This is a genomic window from Spiroplasma endosymbiont of Colias croceus (assembly GCF_964020095.1).
In the GTDB taxonomy this organism is placed as follows: Bacteria; Bacillota_I; Bacilli_A; order Mycoplasmatales; family VBWQ01; genus Spiroplasma_E.
This window is the reverse complement of record NZ_OZ026536.1, coordinates 725435-748337: the sequence shown is the minus strand read 5'-3', so window position 1 is coordinate 748337 and position 22903 is coordinate 725435. Positions and strand designations below refer to the sequence as shown.

Below are 22903 nucleotides of genomic sequence, written 5' to 3'. Positions count from 1 at the left end.
AGCAAAAAATCAAGATTAAATAATTAATAAGTTAATTTTTTTTAACTTATTAAGTGTTTTAAATAATCAGTTAGTAAATATTAATAGTGATAAGGAAAAACTTGATATACTAAATAAGTAGCATATTCAATCATAATAAAAAATTAAATTTCCTATCAAAAATTTAATTAAATTTAATTCTAATATAAATAGGAGAAAAAATATGAATTGAAAAAATAGTAGTGAATACCTATTAAAAAAAAGAAATCTTATTAAATTTATTTGACGTTTATTTGGCCTACTTATTATTTCTTTATTTTTAATTTTTGATTTAATAATTACTATTAATTATCCCAATGCTTTCATTGTTCCTAATGTTGATAAACCAACTGAAAGATTAGCAATTTATTATTTTTATTTTACAACTCAAACTAATTATTTAGTACTCATTTATTTATTTGCTTTTTTATTTGAAAGTAAATTTAAAGAAAACTCAAAACCAAGTTTTTATATTTTATTAAGCATTACTATTTATATTACAATTACAATGTTAGTATTTTGAATAGGTATCATTAGTAATAGCCAAGAAAGAAGTAAATATGGAACTGATATTTATTTATGATTTAAAACAATAATTCTAAATCTAATTATGCCAATTGTTATGATTTTAAATTTTGCTTTATCATGTGGACGTGATTTTTATTCACTAAAAAATCATCATAAATTTTATATGTGATTTATTTTATTTTATCCTTGTTTTTATGTAGTAATGGTAATGGTTCGTGGTGTATTACGTGTTAAACAAGGAGAAAATATTAATACTTGTTATCCTTACTTTTTTTTCAACTACCAAAAATATGGTGTAGGAGTATTAATTACTGCTATTATTTTTCTGTTAATTATTAGTATTAGTTTACAATACCTTTATTTATGAATTAATAATATACAATATAAAAAAAAGCATGATGATGATAAACCAAATTTTCCAATCATTACTTATCCTTATGGTTTTAAATTATAAAAAAATAAAATAAGGCTTTAGAAATTAAAAGCCTTATTTATATAATTTATTAAATATTTTTAATTATTCATTTACCATAGAAACTACTTCTTCTGGTTTATTAGTAACTGGAAGATATTTACCAATAATTAATAATACACCTGAAGCAATATTAAGTCCTAAAAAAATAATATTAATACCACTAATAAAATTAAAATGTGATGAAAACATAGCTATTAAAGAAAAACCTGCTAAAACTAAAGTTACAATTCCAACAGCTAAACCACTATTAGCATTTCCTTTTAAAACGTTATTGCACATGATAATTATTGCAATTGAAAATCCAATTGCAATTAAAAGTCCAAAAATCAATCCAACAACAAATATTGTACTAACTCCTGATGTTAATGAAGTGTGATCATATTTTGTAAAACTGTTAAAAATAACACTAATTGCTGTCTAAAATAATTGTAATAATTACACTTCAAATAATACTTATAATATTTGTTATGAATCCAATTTTAGCTCCAATGTATAATTTTTTATCTAATTTCTTTTCACCCTTATCCATTTTTTCTCCTTTTTTCTTAAAATCTTTTTTACATTTTAATATTCTCAATCTTAACATAAAAAAAATTTAAATTTTAAATTAAATATTAACACAATAAAAAAAATTTGGCATCGTGCTATTTTCCCATTGCTGGTATTTTCGCCGCTGGAGTGCTTAACTGCTGTGTTCGAGATGGGAACAGGTGTGACCACTCCGCCATGGACACCAAATAGTTTAGCAATTGCTCCCTAAAAACTAGAAACAGACATCTTTAAATTTGATTACTTTTCATTTGCAATAGAGAATATATTCTTCAATAAATCCTCGATCTATTAGTATCAGTAAGCTGAACATATCACTATGCTTACACACCTGACCTATCAACCTTGTAGTATTCAAGGGATCTTACTTCTTTCGAATGAGAAATCTCATCTTGGAACTGACTTCGCGCTTAGATGCTTTCAGCGCTTATTCATTCCCTACATAGCTACCCAGCTGTGCCACTGGCGTGACAACTGGTGCACCAGAGGTAGGTCCATTCCGGTCCTCTCGTACTAGGAACAGCTTTCCTCAAATTTCTTGCGCCCACGACAGATAGGGACCAAACTGTCTCACGACGTTCTGAACCCAGCTCGCGTACCGCTTTAATGGGCGAACAGCCCAACCCTTGGAAGCGACTACACCTCCAGGATGCGATGAGCCGACATCGAGGTGCCAAACCTCCCCGTCTATATGAACTATTGGGAGAGATTAGCCTGTTATCCCCGGGGTAACTTTTATCCGTTGAGCGACGGCCTTTCCACACAGCACCGCCGGATCACTAAGCCCAACTTTCGTTCCTGCTCGACTTGTATGTCTCGCAGTCAAGCACCCTTTTACCTTTGCGCTCTACATATGATTTCCATTCATATTGAGGGTACCTTTGGGCGCCTCCGTTACTTTTTAGGAGGCGACCGCCCCAGTCAAACTACCCACCAGACACTGTCCTTAGACCAGATTATGGTCTCAAGTTAGAATTTCAATATAGCAAGGGTGGTATCCCAATGGTGACTCCATGCCTACTAGCGTCTGCATATCAACGTCTCCCACCTATGATGTACAAACTACACCAAAATTCAATATCAAGTTGTAGTAAAGCTCCACGGGGTCTTTCCGTCTAATCGCGGGTAACCTGCATCTTCACAGGTACTAAGATTTCACCGAGTCTATAGCCGAGACAGCGTCCGGATCGTTACGCCTTTCGTGCGGGTCAGAACTTACCTGACAAGGAATTTCGCTACCTTAGGACCGTTATAGTTACGGCCGCCGTTCACTGGGGCTTCAGTTCAAAGCTTCGCTTACGCTAACAAATCTCTTTAACCTTCCAGCACTGGGCAGGCGTCACCCCCTATACATCGTCTTACGACTTAGCAGAGAGCTGTGTTTTTGCTAAACAGTCGCCCGGACCTCTTCACTGCGACTCATATTGCTATGAGCTCCCCTTCTCGCTAACTTACGGGGTTATTTTGCAGAGTTCCTTAGCTATAGTTATCTCGCTTGCCTTAGGATATTCTCCTTGACCACGTGTGTCCGTTCTCGGTACAGGCACCATGGTGATGTCTTTAGAAACTTTTCTTGGAAGTATGGCATCAAATGCTTCGTTACTAAGCGAACCGTTCACTCCCCATCGTACTTCAAGGTTAACGCTGTGCGGATTTGCCTACACAACCCTCTTTGTACTTAGCCCAGCACTACCAATCACTGGGACATTTTAGCCTTCTCCGTCATTCCATCAGTCACCATGGTGGTACAGGAATATCAACCTGTTATCCATCGACTACGCCTTTCGGCCTCGCCTTAGGTCCTGACTAACCCTGGGTGGACGAACCTAGCCCAGGAAACCTTGGTCAATCGGCATGAAGGATTCTCACCTTCAATCATTACTCACGCCGGCATTCTCACTTCTAAACGCTCCACTAGTCCTTCCGGTCTAACTTCGTCGCAGATTAGAACGCTCCCCTACCGCCCACAATATATCTAAACATATATATATAGACCCATAGCTTCGGTACAATGCTTAGCCCCGGTACATTTTCCGCGCAGAATCATTCGACTAGTGAGCTGTTACGCACTCTTTAAAGGATGGCTGCTTCTAAGCCAACCTCCTAGCTGTCTGAACAATTCCACATCGTTTTCCACTTAGCATTGATTTGGGGACCTTAGCTGATGATCTGGGATGTTTCCCTCACGTCCATGGACCTTATCACCCATAGACTGACTGCCAGATATGTAACAATGGCATTCGCAGTTTAATTGCATTCAGTACCCCGAGGTGGGGCCATCATACATTCAGAGCTTTACCTCCATTGCACTAATTCTGACGCTAGTCCTAAAACTATATCGGGGAGAACCAGCTATCTCCAGGTTCGATTGGAATTTCACCGCTAGCCACAAGTCATCCACGGTCTTTTCAACGAACGTTGGTTCGGTCCTCCATTAACTGTTACATTAACTTCAACCTGCTCATGGCTAGATCACCTGGTTTCGGGTCTACGACTACATACTAAACGCCCTATTCAGGCTCGCTTTCACTTCGGCTCCGTCTTTTCAACTTAACCTTGCATGTAATCGTAACTCGCCGGCTCATTCTACAAAAGGCACGCCGTCACCCATTAACGGGCTCCGACTTGTTGTAAGCATATGGTTTCAGAAACTATTTCACTCCCCTCTCGGGGTACTTTTCACCTTTCCCTCACGGTACTGGTTCACTATCGGTAATTGGTTAGTATTTAGCCTTACGCAGTGGTCTGCGCAAATTCCGACAAGGTTCCACGTGCCTCGCCGTACTCAGGATACTGTCAAGAAATTTATACATTTCGCATACTGGGCTTTCACCATCTATGGCGTTGCTTCCCAACAACTTCTGCTATATATAAATTTTGTAACTCTTCATAGGTCGAACCTAATAGACAGTCCTATAACCCCAGTCTGACGACTGGTTTAGGCTGCTCCCTTTTCGCTCGCCGCTACTAAGGGAATCGCATTCGCTTTCTTTTCCTCTAGGTACTAAGATGTTTCAATTCTCTAGGTATCACTCTGCACAACTATGAATTCATTGTACAGTACTATCTGATTAAAGATAGTGGGTTTCCCCATTCGGACATCTCCGGATCAAAGCTTATTTCCAGCTCCCCGAAGCTTATCGCAGGTAATCGCGTCCTTCATCGTCTTCCAATTCCAAGGCATCCACCATACGCTCTTAATAATTTATTTTTAGAATATCCTATTGCAAGATAAAAATTATCTTATTTTTTTTAAAAGATGTCTATTATCCAGTTTTTAAAGAACAATTGCTCAGAGAAAACAATCCCTGAAAACTAAACAGAACAAAAGAAGTAATCCAATAAATCATCCATCTATTTTTTCTTGTTGTCTTGGTTTCTTATTAGAAACTAAACTCCATAGAAAGGAGGTGATCCATCCCCACCTTCCGGTAGGGATACCTTGTTACGACTTAACCCCAATCATCAACCCTGCCTTTGGCAGCTCCCTCCTTACGGTTAGGACACCGACTTCTGGCATTGCCAACTCTCGTGGTTTGACGGGCGGTGTGTACAAGACCCGAGAACGTATTCACCGCGACATTGCTGATTCGCGATTACTAGCGATTCCGACTTCATGAAGTCGAGTTGCAGACTTCAATCCGGACTGAGACTGACTTTTTGAGATTTGCTTGACCTCGCGGTTTAGCGACTCTTTGTATCAGCCATTGTAGCACGTGTGTAGCCCAGGTCATAAGGGGCATGATGATTTGACGTCGTCCCCACCTTCCTCTAGCTTACACTAGCAGTCTCCTTAGAGTCCCCAACTTAATGCTGGCAACTAAGGACAAGGGTTGCGTTCGTTGCTGAACTTAACCAAACATCTCACGACACGAACTGACGACAACCATGCACCACCTGTATCCTTGTTAACCTCTACTATATCTCTATAGCTTCGCAAGGTATGTCAAGACCTGGTAAGGTTCTTCGCGTTGCTTCGAATTAAACCACATGCTCCACCGCTTGTGCGGGTCCCCGTCAATTCCTTTGAGTTTCACTCTTGCAAGCATACTACTCAGGCGGAGTACTTAATGCGTTAGCTACAGCACTGCCTCATGGCAACACTTAGTACTCATCGTTTACGGCGTGGACTACTAGGGTATCTAATCCTATTTGCTCCCCACGCTTTCGTGCCACAACGTCAGTAATAGGCCAGTTAGCCGCCTTCGCCACTGGTGTTCCTTCATATATCTACGCATTCCACCGCTACACATGAAATTCCACTAACCTCTCCTATACTCTAGTAATGTAGTTTCCAAGGCGGTTAGGGGTTGAGCCCCTAAATTTAACCTCAGACTTGCAAAACCGTCTACGCACGCTTTACGCCCAATAAATCCGGATAACGCTTGCCACCTATGTATTACCGCGGCTGCTGGCACATAGTTAGCCGTGGCTTTCTGGTAAGGTATGGTCGATACTAAAATCATTTCCTATTCTAGCACTTCTTCCCTTACAACAGACCTTTACAATCCGAAGACCTTCATCAGTCACGCGGCATTGCTTCATCAGGCTTTCGCCCATTGTGAAAAATTCCCTACTGCTGCCTTCCGTAGAAGTTTGGGCCGTGTCTCAGTCCCAATGTGGCCGTTCATCCTCTCAGATCGGCTACGCATCGTTACCTTGGTAAGCCATTACCTTACCAACTAGTTAATGCGCCGCATCCCCATCAATTAGCGAAGCAAATGCTCCTTTCATTATTTATCATTGCAAATAAATAACATATGCGGTATTAGCTGTCGTTTCCAACAGTTATTCCCCACTAAATGGTAGGTTAGATACGTGTTACTCACCCGTTCGCCACTAAAGTATTGCTACTTTCGTTCGACTTGCATGTATTAGGCATGCCTCCAGCGTTAATCCTGAGCCAGGATCAAACTCTCAATAAAATTGTTTTTGTTAAAAGATGATGTCTGACTTATTTAATTTTTAATAAAAAATTGACGGATTAATTCTTGTTCTATTTAGTTTTCAAAGATCGTTTTTTCTAGTTTGTAACCCATTTATTTTTGGGACAATAACAATAGTACAACATGCCATAATTATTGTCAACCTAATTATCATAAAAAAGCATTATTTTTTTAAAATTAAAATTTTTAAAATTTTTTATAAAATTAAAAAAATAAAATATTATTTATTCTATTAAAAATTTAATAGTAATATAATCACTTTTAATTGTTAATTGATATTGACCAATACCAATAAAGTCATACAACTTTAAAGCAAGATTTTTAAATTTTTTATTACAATCATTATTTAAAAATAATATTTTTTCAATATTATTATTTTGTAAATCTTTCACTAATTTTGAATTAATCGTTTTATTTTCTGGTATTGATCAGTAATATTCTTTTGTTAATTTATTATAACTAGTTAATTTACCATAATTTGTTCCATCAATATCTGCAAAAATTACTGATTTATTTTCATTAAATGTCAAATGACCTGCTTGAAAGGCAATAATTTTTAAAGCTCCAAGTTTTTTATTAAAATTAACACGATTAATTGCACATAGTGCCTGATGCACAGTAAATGTTGATTGATAAGATAATAAAGGGTAATCTTGATTAAAATGTTCATTGAGTAATAATGTTTCATAATCTAGTTTATATTTAAGAATAATTTTTAGTTCATTAACAACTAATTTGTTATTTTCAATGAAATTTGTAACTAAACATGGTATTTCATTAAAATTTGGAAAAATACGATTAAATACTTTATTACTTGTAACCTCATATAATAATGATGCTATTAATAAATTGTCATAATGATAATTAATTAATTTAGTATCTAATTCTTGACTTAATCTTAAATAAAAATAATTAACTATTTGATAATCATTTAAAAATAAGAATTGTTTTAAGATATTTTGATTACGATTAGTATCATTATCATGGGTTTGATAATTTTTTATTTTTTTTGCTATTCGTAAATAAAAATCATTTAAAAAATTATAAAATTCTTGAATTGTCAAATCATAATCAATTAATATTTTAAAAATAGCATTATCATTATAAAGTTGATAGTATGATTGAATTACCAAATAAATTTTTTTTCGCGATTGATATCATTGCTTTAAATTAGTTAAAATGACGTTTTGACTTCTTGGTTCTAAAGTAATAGTACATCCATAAGGTAAATTAAAACTATTAGGTAATTGTTTATTAACATTGATAATATGTGAATTTGAAAGATTTTTAATACCAATCGTTATGTCATATTTTTTATCAATATTAGCAATTAAATCATAAACCTCTAAACAATGTTTAGTTTCTGTTTTTCTCAATCCTCTTCCTAACTGTTGCAAATATACTGTTTTTGAATTAGTTGGTCGTAATAAAATAATAGTATCAATTTCAGGAATATCAATTCCTTCATTAAAAATATTTACTACACATAAATAATTAATAATTCTATTTTTAAAATCATTAATTATTTTACTACGATTAGTTTTATTTTTACTTGTTAAAAAGTCTGCTTTTAAGCCCTGATTTTGCAAAAATCTAGCAACAATTTGTGCATGAGTAATATTAATACAAAAAATTAAACAAATCCGATTACTATAAAATCCAATATAGTCATTAATTACATCTAATAATAACTTATTTCTTGCTTCAGTATTTAATTTTTTAAATAATTGTTGATCATTATTTAAATCAATACCAGTTAAATCAGCAGTAATGTCATCAATACAATAATAATCAAATGGTGATAAAAGTTTTTCATTAATTGCATCTCACAATCGTAATTCATGTGCAAACTCATTATCAAAATAATTAATAATGTTTTTATTATCTTCTCGTTCTGGTGTTGCTGTTAAACCAATAATTTGTTTAGGATGAAAATAATTTAACATTGTCTGAAAAGTTTTGGCAGCCAAATGATGAGCTTCATCAAAAATAATAATATCAAATTGTTGACGTTTAAACTTATTTAGATGTCTATGTACAGTTTGTACTGTTGCAAATAAATATTGTTCTTGAAAATTATTTTGTTTACTATTTAAAATAGTTGCAAATTTTTTATCATTTATTACTTTTCGAAAAGTAATAAATGCTTGTTCAATAATTTCTCTTTGATGTGCTAAAAATAAAATTGAAGGTTTTTGATTATTATTTTCTTTGATTTGATTTAAATAGTCAAAAGCAGATACTACTGTTTTACCAACACCTGTTGCCATGACAATTAAATGTTTTGTTTTTTTAAGTTTTCTTCTTAACTTTAATTTATTAATTAAGGCAATTTGAAAATCATAAAGAAAATAATTAGTTGCTAATCATTGTTCATCTTTTTTATTTACAAGCAATCGATTATATTCAATTCGCGATAGTAATTGTAATCGTTGTTGTTCATTATTTAAATCAACTAAATTATCATTTCATAATTTATAATACTGATTTAAAATATTTTGATATAGTTGCTTATTATCAAATTCATTAATTTTAATATTTCATTCACGACCACTAGCTAAACCTTTTTGCGTTAAATTTGATGAACCAATTATTGCTGAAGAAAAACCTGAATTTCGTTTAAAGATGGCAGCTTTAATATGAATTCTTTCACTACGTTTTTCTAAATTATTTTCAACTTTAACTTTAATATTAGGATACTTTTTTATTATTTTAACTAATGCATATAAATTAACAAATAAAGCCATATCATCAAAAGTAGTAGTAATAAAATTAATAGTAATATTATGATTTAAAGCATAAGTAAATGATGAACGTAACTTATTTATAATTGAATTTGATATAAAAGGATAAATAAAGTATACTTCATCACAAGTTCTGATTTCCTGATTTAAATGATTAATTAATACTTGTTGGTTTTCATTAGTAAATAGAAAATTGTCACTTAATCTAATATTAGAATTTAAAGGATTATCAATTATACTATCATTTACTTGTAATAAAATGTTATTACTAAATTTATTAGTAGTAAAATTACTTATGATTTGATTTAAAAAATCAATTTTTGCTTCTGGTGATTTAATCCTTTTTAATTGTTCAATTAAAGTATTATTTAATTGTTTAACTAAATAATGATCAATGTCTTTAATTAATTCTTTTTCATCATTAATATGTGATGTTTGGAAATTATTGGTAATATCATCACTAATCTTTAATAATAAATCATAATAGCCCTTATTTTTCATACTCTACACTTCCTAATAATAAATAGTGTCTATTTTAATAAATTATAATCTATATTTTAATAAATTATTAACTATTATAAAATAATTTTGTAAAGTAAAAAACCTCTAATATTTAAAATATTATTTTAAATAAATAAGAGGAAGGTAATCTAAGATAAGATATATTCATATTTTATTTTTTTTCTGTTGATGATGTTTTTTCTGCTTGTAATGGATTAGTAATACTTACACCTTTGTATGTCTTGCATTTCATACAGGCATGATGTGGTTTAGTAATTGCTCCACAATTTAAACAGTTAGTTGTAGTTGTTGCAGATAAACTATCATGGGCACGACGTGTATTTTTACGCATTTTTGACGTTCTTCTTGCTGGTACTGCCATAGTCTGTTGCCTCCTTACTTTCGTATCTCATAAATTATATATTGATTTATCAGAAAAATCTATTTTTTTTGATAAGTTTTTCAAATTTTTGGAAATAAAATACTAATAAATCAAATATTTTATTTATTGTTATAAAATAAAAAATATTTTATTTATTTTATAATCCTAAAATAAGTTATTTATAATCGTGTTACATATTTATATTGAAAAGAATTATCTATATTTCAGTCTTTTATATCAATTTCTTTTTGAACTTCAGTTAGTTCATTATGTAAGTAATTAATTTCAGCTTTTACTTGTTCAAACATTCTTTCATAAATTTCCAAAATAACATCTTTATTTATATTTTCTATTTTTAATATTTTATTTTCATATTTGGCTAATTCTCTTTTTCTTTTTTAACATTTTTTAATTTGACTAACAGTTGTATTATCAACTTTGATAATTTTTCCTTTAACATAAAATGGAGAAATAAAATCATTCTTATTTATATTTTAAATATTATCACCTTTAATTATACTATTTTCGATTAAAAAAATTTTAATACTATATTTATTAATGTTACTTAAATAAATTTAGATAAAAAAATTGTAACTTTCATTAGTAACTTTTATTGTATATGATTTTTTTAAATTATAAAATTAACAAGGAGTAAAAACAATTATGTCACAACAAAATAAAAACGAACAAACTACTTTCAATCAAAATGAAAAGCAATATTCATCAAAATGAAAAGATGAGATTCCCAATTGTTTAGCATTTGAATTAGAGTATAGGATGACGAAAGCAAATTATATAAAAATTTGAATTGATTATTTTACATTTAAAAATTTGATAGATATTTATGTTTCAAATGTTTCTACAGAAGCTCGTCTTTTTGAAGAACTAAGAAGGTTTCCACGAATTGATAATACTAAATCAAATATTTGACTTACAGATATAGAAACAGGTTTTAACATTCTTTATAAAAACTTTCCAGAAATAAGAAATTTTTGAACAAAATTACCAACAGATGGATCACAAGGTTTAGTAGTCAAAACAAATAGAGATGGCGATTGAAATAAATGAGATTTTACAGTACACTATCAAAGCAAAGATCTCTAAATAAAAGAATGAAAGAGGTTTTTTAGAAACCTGTACATATTTGTTTTGCAAAGTACTAGTTCAGATTAATTCTATCTTTAAATCTATTATAAATTGAACAATTCCTATTCAAAATTGAAATGAATTGTTCAATTTTTGTTATATTTTAATTACTAAGTAAAATATTTTGAAAAACTGCCATATCATTAAGAAAGACTTTTTTATTTCTGATGACTTTTTGTAATTGATGATTAATTATCTTTGCTTAGTAAATTCAATGTTAAATATTTTTAAACAGTATTATTTTCAATAATTTTCCTATCAAAATCAATCTTTTTTAAAAAATAATATAAGCATTTTTCAAAAATAATTTTGTCTATTAAAGAAAAAACTTCTTTAAAAACAATCCTTAAATATCAATTTTTATCAAAATTATTAGTTTTCATAAATTGATTTTAATTATTTAAAGATAATAAATAAATGAAGTTAATGATTATTGTTTTCTCATTTTCTGTTTTAGATATTTTGTTCTTTCTTTTATATTTAGTATATAATTGTTGATTTACATTAATTAATAACCACCCTTAGTTTCTTGTCCTGAAATAATAGCAACACCATTACTAGTACCAATTCTAGTAGCACCAGCATTAATCATCGCCATTGCATCATCTTGATTTTTAATACCACCAGAAGCTTTAATTGCAACATGAGGACCAATATTTGCTTTCATTAATTTAATATCAGCAACCGTGGCACCACCATTAGCAAAACCAGTTGAAGTTTTAATAAAATCTGCTTTTACTTTAGTTACTAACTGACAAGCAATAATTTTTTGTTCTGTTGTTAATAAACTACACTCAATTATTACTTTTAAAATAATATTTTGTGGACATGCATTACCAACTGCTTGTAGATCTTGCAATACAAGTTTTTGATCATTATCCTTTAATGCACCAATATTAATAACAACATCAATTTCTTGAGCACCATCTTTAATCGCATTAATTGTTTCTGCTACTTTAGTTTGTGTAGTATTGGCACCCAATGGAAAACCAACCACTGTACATACTTTAACATTACTATTTTTTAATAAAGTAACAGCACGATTAACATAAAATGGATTAATACAAACTGCTTTAAAATAATAAGTTTTAGCTTCTTTACATAATGTATCAATCATTGATAATGTTGCTTCTGGTTTTAATAATGTATGATCAATATATTCATTTAAATTAATATTACTTTTCATAAACTTCAACTCCTAATTCATTTTCACTTTTAATAATTGCTTCAATAACTTCAAGATTCATTAAACTATGATTTAATCAATAATCTCGACTTAAATAATCTTTATTTTTAATCATTTTTACAAAATCATTTAATTCATATGTCATTAAACTTTCTTCATTAGTATTATCTGCGATTTCTTTTATTCCGTTTTTAGTATAAACCTTAATTCCACTTAATGGATGAACTTGTGATAAAACAAGACTACTATTATGACCTATAAATTCACTTTGTGCATAAGAGGTTACTCCTTTACTACAAGTAATAGTAGTAATAGTTCCATTTTCATGCTTCAAAATAACATGATTACTTAAATTAACACCATTAGGTAATTTAATTGCCATCGCTTTAACTGTTTTTACTTTACCTAATAAATACAATACTAATTGTAATGGATATACTAAACTATCATAAGTTGCACCTTTACCAAAATCTTTATCAAAAACAGAATCATATATTCCTTTTTCAACTGATGGCATTCTTGAAGAAATACGATTAAAATTAAGGTTAACTACTTCTGGATTTATTTCATGAACTAATTTTTTTAATTTAGAAAAAATAGGTAAATGAACAGTAACATAAGCTTCTAATAAAATTAATTTTTTACTTCTTGCTAAAGAAATTAGGTCTTTAACTTCTTCAACTGTAAAAGTAATAGTTTTTTCTACTAAAACATGAATATTATTATTTAAAAATAATTTACTTTGTTTGTAATGCAAACGATTTGGTGAAGCAATATAAATAGCATCAATATGTTCTATCATTTTATTTAAATCATCAGTACTATGGGCAATATTATATTTTTTTGCTCATGTTTCTGCTTTATCTAAACTTCTTGAATATATACAAGTTATTTTAACTTTTTTATTAGTTAACGATTGCTTTATAAATCTTTGAACAATTTTTCCAGTTCCAATAATACCAATTCTAATCATCTTGTACTCCTTTAACTTTTTAAACTTGTTTCATAATTAATGATTGACATTAAAAATAAAGGTGCAGTTTCGGCACGTAAAATTAATTTTCCTAAACTAATATTACTAAAATTAAGTTGTGTTAAAGTTGCAATTTCTTCTTTAGTGATTCCTCCTTCGGGTCCAACTATAATTGTTATTGATGATAATTTATTATTTATTTGACTAATCCAACTAGTTTCTGATGAATTTTCATATGCAACCAAATTAAGATGAGACCGATATCGTTCTAATTGTTTTAAATCAAAAACAACGGGTGTAACAATCGGAATTAAATTGCGATTTGATTGTTTGGCAGCAGCTTTTGCAATATTTTGTCAACGTAAAACTTTCTGTTCTGCTTTTGTTCTTGTTAAAATACTAACACATCGTTTTAACTGCAATGGCACAATTTGATAAACTCCCAATTCTACTGCTTTTTGAATGACTAAATCAAATTTTTGTTCTTTTAATAACGATATTACTAATGTGATTTTACATCTTAATTCTGAATTACTATTTGGCACTGTTTTTATAATTTGGCATTTAATAACTGATGTAATTTCAATAATTTTTGTTAAATATTTTTGTTCTTGATGAATAATAACTATTTCATCATTAATTTTATGACGTAATACTTTAATTAGATGTTTACTATCTTCTTCATCTAATATTAAAATATTATTAGTTTTATGGTTAGTAAAGTAGCATTCCATAGTCCACCTCTAATTTGATTATAACATAAGGTAAAACTCAAATTAACAAGTTTTAACTATCATCTTTAATTTATAAAATATAAAATTTCTTTTTTCTTTTATCATGAAACTAAAGACATATTCCGTAATTAAATTTTTTAAAAGTCAATTAATAATTTTAAAATTTATTTTATAATTTTGTTATTAACAATAAATTTAGAAAAGTGTTGATAAAAATGATTTTTGAAAATTTAAAAAAATTAAAAAATGAAGAATTTTATAGATATTTTGGTATAAAACGTTTTCATTTTAATGAAATGTTAGAAAAATTAATTGAAATAGAAAAATTAGAAAAAAATAAAGGTCGAAAAAATAAACTTTCAGTAGAAGAAAGATTAATGATGACTTTATTATACTGAAAAGAATATTATACTTTTTTTCAAATGAGTATTAAATCTAAAATGAGCCCATCAAGTTGTTTTCGAAATATTACTTGAGTAGAAAATAAACTTAGTAACCACAAAGATTACCAATTTTTAAAAGAAAGATATAAATTAAAAATTGATAAAAAACAAGAAAATTCAAATGAATTTCAATTTTATTTAATTGATTCAACTGAGATTGAAATTGAAAGACCAACTAAAAAAAACTACAGTTAGAATATTTTTCTGGTAAAAGTTGAATGTATTCTATAAAATTTCAAATTGTATATGATTTTTTTAATAAAAAAATTGTTGATATTTTTGCTGATAATGGTAAAGTGCATGATTTTCAAATATTAAAAAATTCAAATCTTGAATTTTCAGAAAAAACAATAATTATTGGTGATTTAGGATATCAAGGTATACAAAATATTTATAAAAATACAATAATACCAATTAAAAGAACTAAAAATAAAAAATTAACTAAACAAGAAAGAAAATACAATAAGATTGTATCTAAAATTAGAATTAAAGTTGAACATGTCTTTGCTTGATTGAAAAGATTCAAAATTTTAGTAAATAAATGTAGAAAATCTAAATTTAGACTTATGTACTTAAGATTTAACTTACTTTGTGAAATTTTTAATAAAATAAAACCATTAAAATAAAAAAAATATTAAAAATATTTTTTTAAAATTTAAATTTTTATCGAGTTAATATAAAAATATTATTAACAATTTTTTGTTTAAAATGTAAACTCATTTTTTAAACTATTTTTTCAAAAAATATTTATTTCTATATTCAATAACACTAAATAGTTTTAAAACAATTTTATTGACAATTAATTAAATTTAATTACGGAATATGTCCTAAATTAAAAACTACTTAATTAATTAAGTAGTTTTTAATTATTTATAAAATAATACATTTTGCAACTTTAGTAGTAGCATTATTATCTATGTTTACTAAAGGTTTATCATTTATTATGTTCTTATTTTTATTACTTTCTTCGAATGTAGCAGCAACTTTTCCTCGTCTTTCTCTTTCTTTTTCTTTTCCAAAACTATTATTTACTTCATCTAATTTTTTTGCAAGTGAATCTTTATCTTTTGTACTTCATTTTTCATATGGTTCTCATGGCATATTTTTTACTTCCTTTATTATTTTTTGAATATTTTTTCTACCCTTTAAATACTCAGTAAAATTATTTTTAAAACAATATTTTATATTAGACTTCTTGCAAAACCTATCTATTAAAAATTTAATTTTTAAAATAAAATTAAAAATAAAAAAGATAGGTAATCTATGATGTTTGATAAATTAAAAACTATTAACAATCCAGAATTATTAAGATTAACTGGTATAAATGATATTATTTTTAATAAAATTCTAGAAATTTTAAAGACAGAAGAAGTAAAAAAGTTTAAAAATGGTGGTACACCTAATAAATTATCATTAGAAAATCGTTTATTAATGACTTTAGAATATTGAAGAGAGTATCGAACTTATTTTCATATTGCTAAAAGTTATGGAATTAGTGAAAGTAGTTGCTATAGGAATATCAAGTGAATAGAAAATACTTTAATAAAACATCCTGATTTTCAACAACTTGATGGGCAAAAATCACTGTTAAATAATAATTTTAAAGATAAAACAGTTATCATTGATGTGACTGAAAGTACTATTCAACGCCCAAAAAAAGTCAAAAACAATATTATTGAGGAAAAAAGAAAAAACATACAATAAAAACTCAAGTCATAATTGAAAAAGATAGTAAAAAAATTATAAGTTCTTATTTTTCTTATGGTAAAAATCATGATTTTAAAATTTTAAAAAATTCAAAAACGAAATTTTTATCAGAAACAACTATTTTAGTAGATTTAGGATATCAAGGTATACAAAACATACATAAAAATGTCTTATTACCTAAACGAAAATCAAAGAAAAACCCTTTAACTAAAGAAGAAAAGAAAAATAATAAGGCTATTTCAAAAATGAGAGTTGTTATTGAACATGTTTTTGCGATTCTTAAAAAATTTAAAATTATTAGTGAAAAATATCGAAATAGAAGAAAAAAATTTGCATTAAGATTTAATTTAATAGCTTCAATTTATAATTTACAATTATTAATTTAAATATATTTGATAATTTAATATTTTATTTTTTTATTTGAAATAATAATTTTTGTTGTATTTTAATGACAAAAAATAAAACATATTTTGAACAATAATTTTTAAAAAATATTAAAAGTGTTATTAAAATAAATTTTTAAACTTAAAAAATGTGATTAATATCATAGTTTTGCAAGAAGTCTATTGAATAACTGGTAATGTTTAGTAATCTGTGTAACTTACAAAAATAACTATGTTTAATTAATTCTAGTAAATATAATTAAATGACTAGAAAGAGTGAGTTACAGATGGCTAAAAAGCAAAATATTAATAATAATGATCCAATATCAAAAGCAGTAGATTTATTATTAGAAAATACTGAAGATTTAACAACAGTTTTTAAAGAGGGAGGATTGTATAAAGAATTAACAAAAAGATTAGTAGAAAAAATGTTGAATTCTGAGATGCAAAATTATTTGGGATATGAAAAGAATCAACATAGTAATAGTGACAATGCTCGTAATGGTATAAGTTCAAAAAAAATAATAACTCAACAAGGTAAAATTGAGATTGATGTACCACGAGATCGCAATAGTAATTTTAATCCTATAATAGTTGCAAAAAGACAAAGAAGATTTGATGGTTTTGATCAACAAGTTCTTTCTTTATATGCAAAAGGTATGACATTATCAGATATTAGAATGCAATTACAAGAGTTATATCATGGTGCTGATATTAGTGAAAGTGTTATTAGTCAAATTACTGATGATGTTATTGATGATGTAAAAGCATGGCAAAATCGACCATTAGAAAGTGTCTATCCGATTGTTTATTTTGATTGCATAGTAGTGAAAGTACGACAAGATAAAAGGATTATTAATAAATCAGTTTATATAGCTTTAGGAGTTGATTTAGAAGGTAAAAAAGATGTTTTAGGTTTATGAATTAGTGAAAATGAAGGTGCTAAATTTTGATTAGCAAATTTAACAGAAATGAAAAATCGTGGCTTAAATGATATTCTTATTGCCTGCAGTGATAATTTAACAGGCATGTCAGAAGCAATACAATCAGTTTATCTTAAAACAGAACATCAATTATGCATAGTTCATCAAATTAGAAATAGTTTGAAATATGTCTCATATAAGCATAGAAAATCTCTAGTTGCAGATTTAAAACCAATTTATACTGCATGTAGTGAAGAACAAGCAATGCAGGCTTTAGAATCCTTTGAAAATAAGTGAAATAAACAATATCCTCAAATTGCTAAATCTTGATATAAAAATTGAGATAATTTAATGGTTTTTATTAGTTATCCTACAGAAATCAAAAGAGTTATTTATACAACAAATGCTATTGAATCTGTAAATAGTCAATTACGAAAAGTTATCAGAAATAAAAAAGTTTTTCCTAATGATATGGCAGTTTTTAAAATATTTTATTTAGCAATTGAAAATATAACAAAAAAATGAACAATGCCCATTCAAAATTGAAATACAGCAATTGCTCATTTTATGATAAAATTTGAAGATAGAATTAATCTAAACTAGTACTTTGTAAAACAAAGATACACAGATTACATAAAAGCCTCGAATAACTTCGTTGTTTTGTTACTGGACTAATTGGGGGTTGTATATCAGAAGAATTAACTATAACACTTAAATCAAAATTTTTAGCAACAGGATTAGTAACTGTTGGTTTTGCTTTATCTGGGTTTTCTCACGTTGTTTTATTACTTAATAGTTTATTTATTTTTTGCTTTTTCCTATTATCTAATTCTTGTTTTAAAATATTAAATTGTCTTTCTAATTGAGTTTCTACTTTATCACTTGTCAAGTCTCTAATTATTGTTTTAAATTCTTTTTTATCTTTTTCAATTTTTTCTTGATTTTTAAACATTTTATTATAAATTCATGAATCAACTTTTTTTATTGCAGTTGAAACTGTTGTTCCAGCAGTTTTAATAAATAAGCCAAGCGTAATTGAAATTAAACCAACTATAAGTTTGTCTTTTAATTCTGTTGCAATTTCCCTCCTTACAAAGGGTAAACAAGAAATCAATATTGGAACACCAACAAAAAGTACTGAAATAACACCCCACATTGTGAATTCCGCTATAGATGGTTTTTCTTTACATTCTGTTTGTTCTTTTATAAACTCTTTGATTGGTATTCTATCAAAATTATTATTATTATTTATTAATAAAAGATCATTTTTGTATTGACTTAAATTTTTATATTAGATTTCTTGCAAAACCTATCTATTAAAAATTTAATTTTTAAAATAAAATTAAAAATAAAAAAGATAGGTAATCTATGATGTTTGATAAATTAAAAACTATTAACAATCCAGAATTATTAAGATTAACTGGTATAAATGATATTATTTTTAATAAAATTCTAAAAATTTTAAAGACAGAAGAAGTAAAAAAGTTTAAAAATGGTGGTACACCTAATAAATTATCATTAGAAAATCGTTTATTAATGACTTTAGAATATTGAAGAGAGTATCGAACTTATTTTCATATTGCTAAAAGTTATGGAATTAGTGAAAGTAGTTGCTATAGGAATATCAAGTGAATAGAAAATACTTTAATAAAACATCCTGATTTTCAACAACTTGATGGGCAAAAATCACTGTTAAATAATAATTTTAAAGATAAAACAGTTATCATTGATGTGACTGAAAGTACTATTCAACGCCCAAAAAAAGTCAAAAACAATATTATTCAGGAAAAAAGAAAAAACATACAATAAAAACTCAAGTCATAATTGAAAAAGATAGTAAAAAAATTATAAGTTCTTATTTTTCTTATGGTAAAAATCATGATTTTAAAATTTTAAAAAATTCAAAAACGAAATTTTTATCAGAAACAACTATTTTAGTAGATTTAGGATATCAAGGTATACAAAACATACATAAAAATGTCTTATTACCTAAACGAAAATCAAAGAAAAACCCTTTAACTAAAGAAGAAAAGAAAAATAATAAGGCTATTTCAAAAATGAGAGTTGTTATTGAACATGTTTTTGCGATTCTTAAAAAATTTAAAATTATTAGTGAAAAATATCGAAATAGAAGAAAAAAATTTGCATTAAGATTTAATTTAATAGCTTCAATTTATAATTTACAATTATTAATTTAAATATATTTGATAATTTAATATTTTATTTTTTTATTTGAAATAATAATTTTTGTTGTATTTTAATGACAAAAAATAAAACATATTTTGAACAATAATTTTTAAAAAATATTAAAAGTGTTATTAAAATAAATTTTTAAACTTAAAAAATGTGATTAATATCATAGTTTTGCAAGAAGTCTATTGTAAAAAAGAAGATGGACAACCTTATTGAGATGGAAAAGGAGAAAGACCTTATTCATTTAAATTTATACCAATTGCTATGACTGACCAAATAGTACAAGACCAAATTATTAATTCAAGATTAAATAATGGCACAATGTCAGTAAGTGAAGCAATTGGAGAATATGATAATATTGACCAACTTATGGCAGAAGCAAAATTAAATAATATTATTAAAGAAACACAAATATTAAATGAAAAGTTAGGAGATAATGAAAATGGCAATAATGAACAACAATATTCGAATAAAATTAATGCAAATGAGTCACAAAACAATAAAATTGAATCAACAAATAATTAAAAGTTATAGTCATTGAAAAATATTTCCTTTTGTACTTAATAATGGAGCAATTCCTTTAACTGAAACGAGTTATAAACATATTAATAGTAAAATAACTGATTTTGGACAAATGGAATTAGTACTTAGTGGTAATACGCCAATTGTTGCTCTTTGAAAAAATAGTACAAAAATATCTCAAAAAAATAAAGGTAAAATTGATAAAGAAACACATAAAGTTACTGGTCAAGATGAATTTTATACTAAAAAATATAAAATAGGTGATTATTGAAATGCTTATTTAGTAGAAGATATTAGTGGTGTAGATTTTGGTAGTTTAAGTAGTAATACTATTTTTAAAACTATATCAACTACAAGACAATATACTTTAATTGTATTTGAAGAAAAAATAACTGTTGATGATTATTTACAATATTTTTGTGTTTTTAATGATGAAAATGAAAATATTGGTGGTAATACTGGTAAAAATCAAGATAGACAATTATTATATTTAAGTAATGCAACTAATTATTATAGTCCTTTTGATGGTTTATTTGCTCATCAGGTATTAACTTTTAGTTCAGTTAATGATAGAGCAGTTGCTAGTGGTCAAACTACATTAAATTATGTTCAATATGCTAGTGCTGGTAGTGGTTATGCTTTTCCAACAATTAAAAATGGTATAGTAACACTTAATAGAACTTTAATGAAAGATATAGGTGTAAGATATGCTCATAGACAATCATATGGATTAGAATTATTATCAAGTTGTTATTATTATGGAAGACCTATTTTTCAAGGACAAGAACCTATTCAACAAGGTAATGAAGAAATATTTGAAAGTAAAGTATTTGCTTCACGAAGATTATTTATTGCTGGTAATAATGATTATAGTACTACTGAAGTTAAAAATAATGGTGGTTTATTAGCAGGAATTAATGACCAAATAACTACAAGTAGTCACCCAGAAACTACATTTTATAATATAATGGATGCAAGACCAACTGGATATACTAATTATGATAATTGACAAAAATTTTTAGAAGCAAAAAGATTTGATATGTTAGCAGAAAAAGATTTTAAAGGTTTATTAGCATGTAATAAAGAATTAGCAATTAAAAGTAATGGAACAGCAATTGGAGAAGCAAAAATGTTTTGAGATAGTGAATGAAATATTAATAATTTAACTGGCAATTATAATGTTGATATGTCAAGTAATTTTAAATATAAAGACCCAGATACTAATTTAATTATAGGAAGTCCAACTGTTGATTATAGTAAAATATCACAAAAATATATGTCAGCAATATTAAATTTTAATAGTGTAGTATTTTCTTCATTAGTTCAAATGCCTTATGATTCAAATCAATGATTACCAGTAGCATATAGTTCTTATCTTTTAATTGGTAAAATGTTAAATGCTTTAACTTTAGGTATTCCAATTGGTTGAATTAAAACTCAAAATTATCAGCAATATAAAAAAATGGCATTTTTTAACGGATTTATGTCTGCTTTTTTTGCAAGTAATTTAAGTTCCATTATTGGAGAAAATGATGATAATTGATTTATTTCTTTAAATGTTTTTTCAAATACAAGTGATTTTGAATTAGGTAAAATGTTAGGTGCTAATGTTAGTACAACTGCTATGACTATGAAATTAAGTGATAGAATAAGTGTTTATCCATGAGATGCTAAAACTGGACAAAAATTAACAGTAAAAGAACAAATATCAACTGTTGATTTATCACAAAAGAAAAATAATAAAGTTTATATTTTAGCAGAAGATACAGAATTTTTAGATATAGCAAGTCCTTTTACAAGTGAAGATACTGAATGTCAATGAAATCCTACAAGTAATGGTATTGCTGATGGTTCTAATTATGCTTATATTATTACTGATATAATAAGTCAAAGTTTACATCAAGGTGAAGAAAGACATACATTTTATAGTGATAATCCTTATACTTATCAAGGTGATTATAATGAAATATCAGTTGCACAATATAGATATAATAATAATGGTGCTTTAACTGGAAATACTTTTAATTGAACAACACAATATAAATTAAATCATGATGAATATGAAGAAAGTGAAGAAACAACATTCAGTTATCGAGCAAATATATTACCACCCGACCCACTAAATATTGCTAAAACAATAATTATTAATACTAAAAATTTATCTATTAATTATAATAGTAATAATACTACTTTAGTTAATACTAATGATATGTCTGATAATACTAATTCATGAATTGTAGATAATAATATTCCAATATTGAATGAAACATTTGATATAAAGTCTTTAGTAGATCCAACTTTATTAATTAAAACATTTAATGATTTAAAAAGATTTTATAAAAGTGTAGATATTTATTATAAATATAATTTTGATACTATAGAAGAAATTAATAATATAGGTAATTTATTAGGGTTAAAATATTCAACTACTGAAAGTTTTAGTAATAAAAATATAGATACATTTTTATCTATTAAGGTAATGTTTAGTAATCTGTGTAACTTACAAAAATAACTATGTTTAATTAATTCTAGTAAATATAATTAAATCAC

General features: G+C 27.1%; 18 protein-coding genes and 3 rRNA genes. 9 read left to right on the top strand and 12 right to left on the bottom strand.

The window, feature by feature from the left end; translation table 4 throughout:
• Window positions 1-202: 202 nt before the first annotated feature.
• The gene (locus tag AACL24_RS04695; RefSeq protein WP_339049018.1) at window positions 203-1000 is read left to right on the top strand and encodes a Pr6Pr family membrane protein; all 798 of its coding nucleotides are present in this window, start codon (window positions 203-205) and stop codon (window positions 998-1000) included.
• A 63-nt stretch (window positions 1001-1063) separates the two neighbouring features.
• On the opposite strand, the gene AACL24_RS04690 is transcribed toward AACL24_RS04695, so the two are convergent.
• The 7 genes from AACL24_RS04690 to AACL24_RS04660 all read right to left on the bottom strand — a co-directional run bounded on the left by AACL24_RS04690 (window position 1064) and on the right by AACL24_RS04660 (window position 10469).
• Window positions 1064-1351, bottom strand: coding sequence for a hypothetical protein (locus AACL24_RS04690; protein ID WP_339049016.1), 288 nt, complete (start codon window positions 1349-1351; stop codon window positions 1064-1066).
• A gap of 301 nt (window positions 1352-1652) precedes the next feature.
• A 5S ribosomal RNA gene (gene rrf / locus AACL24_RS04685) occupies window positions 1653-1759 on the bottom strand.
• Between the two features lie 82 nt (window positions 1760-1841).
• Window positions 1842-4781: ribosomal RNA gene (locus AACL24_RS04680) — 23S ribosomal RNA — on the bottom strand.
• 192 nt (window positions 4782-4973) lie between these two features.
• A 16S ribosomal RNA gene (locus tag AACL24_RS04675) occupies window positions 4974-6495 on the bottom strand.
• The 16S, 23S and 5S rRNA genes sit together here, the layout of an rRNA operon.
• Before the next feature lie 245 nt (window positions 6496-6740).
• Window positions 6741-9761 carry a DEAD/DEAH box helicase family protein gene (locus AACL24_RS04670; protein ID WP_339049014.1) on the bottom strand — a complete coding sequence of 1007 codons (3021 nt, stop codon included), beginning with the start codon at window positions 9759-9761 and terminating at the stop codon, window positions 6741-6743.
• Window positions 9762-9933: 172 nt separating this feature from the next.
• On the bottom strand, window positions 9934-10143 hold the full coding sequence (gene rpmF, locus AACL24_RS04665; RefSeq protein WP_281747878.1) for a 50S ribosomal protein L32: 210 nt from the start codon (window positions 10141-10143) through the stop codon (window positions 9934-9936).
• A 179-nt stretch (window positions 10144-10322) separates the two neighbouring features.
• Entirely contained in the window at window positions 10323-10469 is a 147-nt protein-coding gene (locus AACL24_RS04660; protein ID WP_338959612.1) for a hypothetical protein, read from the bottom strand.
• Window positions 10470-10806: 337 nt separating this feature from the next.
• Here AACL24_RS04660 and AACL24_RS04655 point away from each other — a divergent pair, with 337 nt between their 5' ends.
• On the top strand, window positions 10807-11247 hold the full coding sequence (locus tag AACL24_RS04655; RefSeq protein ID WP_339049012.1) for a hypothetical protein: 441 nt from the start codon (window positions 10807-10809) through the stop codon (window positions 11245-11247).
• A 550-nt stretch (window positions 11248-11797) separates the two neighbouring features.
• On the opposite strand, the gene deoC is transcribed toward AACL24_RS04655, so the two are convergent.
• From deoC to AACL24_RS04640, 3 genes are read right to left on the bottom strand one after another with little or no spacing between them, the layout of a single operon-like run.
• Window positions 11798-12475: a deoxyribose-phosphate aldolase gene (gene deoC, locus AACL24_RS04650; protein ID WP_339049010.1), complete on the bottom strand. Its 678-nt coding sequence runs from the start codon at window positions 12473-12475 to the stop codon at window positions 11798-11800.
• Window positions 12465-13448, bottom strand: a complete 984-nt coding sequence (locus AACL24_RS04645) for a Gfo/Idh/MocA family oxidoreductase (RefSeq protein WP_339049008.1) — start codon at window positions 13446-13448, stop codon at window positions 12465-12467. The genes deoC and AACL24_RS04645 overlap by 11 nt, the downstream gene beginning before the upstream one ends.
• A gap of 11 nt (window positions 13449-13459) precedes the next feature.
• Complete coding sequence (locus AACL24_RS04640; protein WP_339049006.1) at window positions 13460-14182, bottom strand: RsmE family RNA methyltransferase; 723 nt, start codon at window positions 14180-14182, stop codon at window positions 13460-13462.
• A 215-nt stretch (window positions 14183-14397) separates the two neighbouring features.
• Between AACL24_RS04640 and AACL24_RS04635 the strand changes: the two genes are divergently transcribed.
• Together AACL24_RS04635 and AACL24_RS04630 are read left to right on the top strand one after the other, a co-directional pair.
• A complete protein-coding gene (locus AACL24_RS04635) occupies window positions 14398-14820 on the top strand; it encodes a transposase family protein (RefSeq protein WP_339045912.1) in 423 nt (140 codons plus the stop codon).
• A gap of 23 nt (window positions 14821-14843) precedes the next feature.
• The gene (locus tag AACL24_RS04630) at window positions 14844-15251 is read left to right on the top strand and encodes a transposase family protein (RefSeq protein WP_339045908.1); all 408 of its coding nucleotides are present in this window, start codon (window positions 14844-14846) and stop codon (window positions 15249-15251) included.
• A 244-nt stretch (window positions 15252-15495) separates the two neighbouring features.
• Here the strand turns inward: AACL24_RS04630 and AACL24_RS04625 are convergent, their stop codons facing one another.
• Complete coding sequence (locus tag AACL24_RS04625; protein WP_338959629.1) at window positions 15496-15726, bottom strand: hypothetical protein; 231 nt, start codon at window positions 15724-15726, stop codon at window positions 15496-15498.
• Window positions 15727-15888: 162 nt separating this feature from the next.
• On the opposite strand from AACL24_RS04625, the gene AACL24_RS04620 reads away from it, so the two are divergent.
• Both AACL24_RS04620 and AACL24_RS04615 read left to right on the top strand, forming a co-directional pair.
• Window positions 15889-16718, top strand: a protein-coding gene (locus AACL24_RS04620) for an IS5 family transposase (RefSeq protein WP_339049004.1) whose coding sequence is annotated in 2 segments (ribosomal slippage) — window positions 15889-16285 and window positions 16285-16718 — 831 coding nt in all. Because the reading frame shifts where the segments join, the coding sequence is not laid out codon by codon here.
• Window positions 16719-17002: 284 nt separating this feature from the next.
• Complete coding sequence (locus tag AACL24_RS04615; RefSeq protein ID WP_339046650.1) at window positions 17003-18241, top strand: IS256 family transposase; 1239 nt, start codon at window positions 17003-17005, stop codon at window positions 18239-18241.
• Here the strand turns inward: AACL24_RS04615 and AACL24_RS04610 are convergent.
• The gene (locus AACL24_RS04610) at window positions 18228-18794 is read right to left on the bottom strand and encodes a hypothetical protein (protein ID WP_339049002.1); all 567 of its coding nucleotides are present in this window, start codon (window positions 18792-18794) and stop codon (window positions 18228-18230) included. The two genes, AACL24_RS04615 and AACL24_RS04610, sit on opposite strands and share 14 nt — an antisense overlap.
• Window positions 18795-19006: 212 nt before the next feature.
• On the opposite strand from AACL24_RS04610, the gene AACL24_RS04605 reads away from it, so the two are divergent.
• The 3 genes from AACL24_RS04605 to AACL24_RS04595 all read left to right on the top strand — a co-directional run bounded on the left by AACL24_RS04605 (window position 19007) and on the right by AACL24_RS04595 (window position 22865).
• A protein-coding gene (locus AACL24_RS04605; RefSeq protein ID WP_339046819.1) for an IS5 family transposase occupies window positions 19007-19836 on the top strand; the annotation gives its coding sequence in 2 pieces (ribosomal slippage) (window positions 19007-19403 and window positions 19403-19836; 831 coding nt in all).
• A 166-nt stretch (window positions 19837-20002) separates the two neighbouring features.
• Window positions 20003-20356 (top strand): hypothetical protein, encoded by a 354-nt coding sequence (locus AACL24_RS04600; protein WP_339049000.1) that lies wholly within the window; start codon window positions 20003-20005, stop codon window positions 20354-20356.
• Window positions 20316-22865, top strand: coding sequence for a hypothetical protein (locus AACL24_RS04595; protein ID WP_339048998.1), 2550 nt, complete (start codon window positions 20316-20318; stop codon window positions 22863-22865). Before AACL24_RS04600 ends, AACL24_RS04595 begins: the two co-directional genes overlap by 41 nt.
• The last annotated feature ends 38 nt before the right edge of the window (window positions 22866-22903 follow it).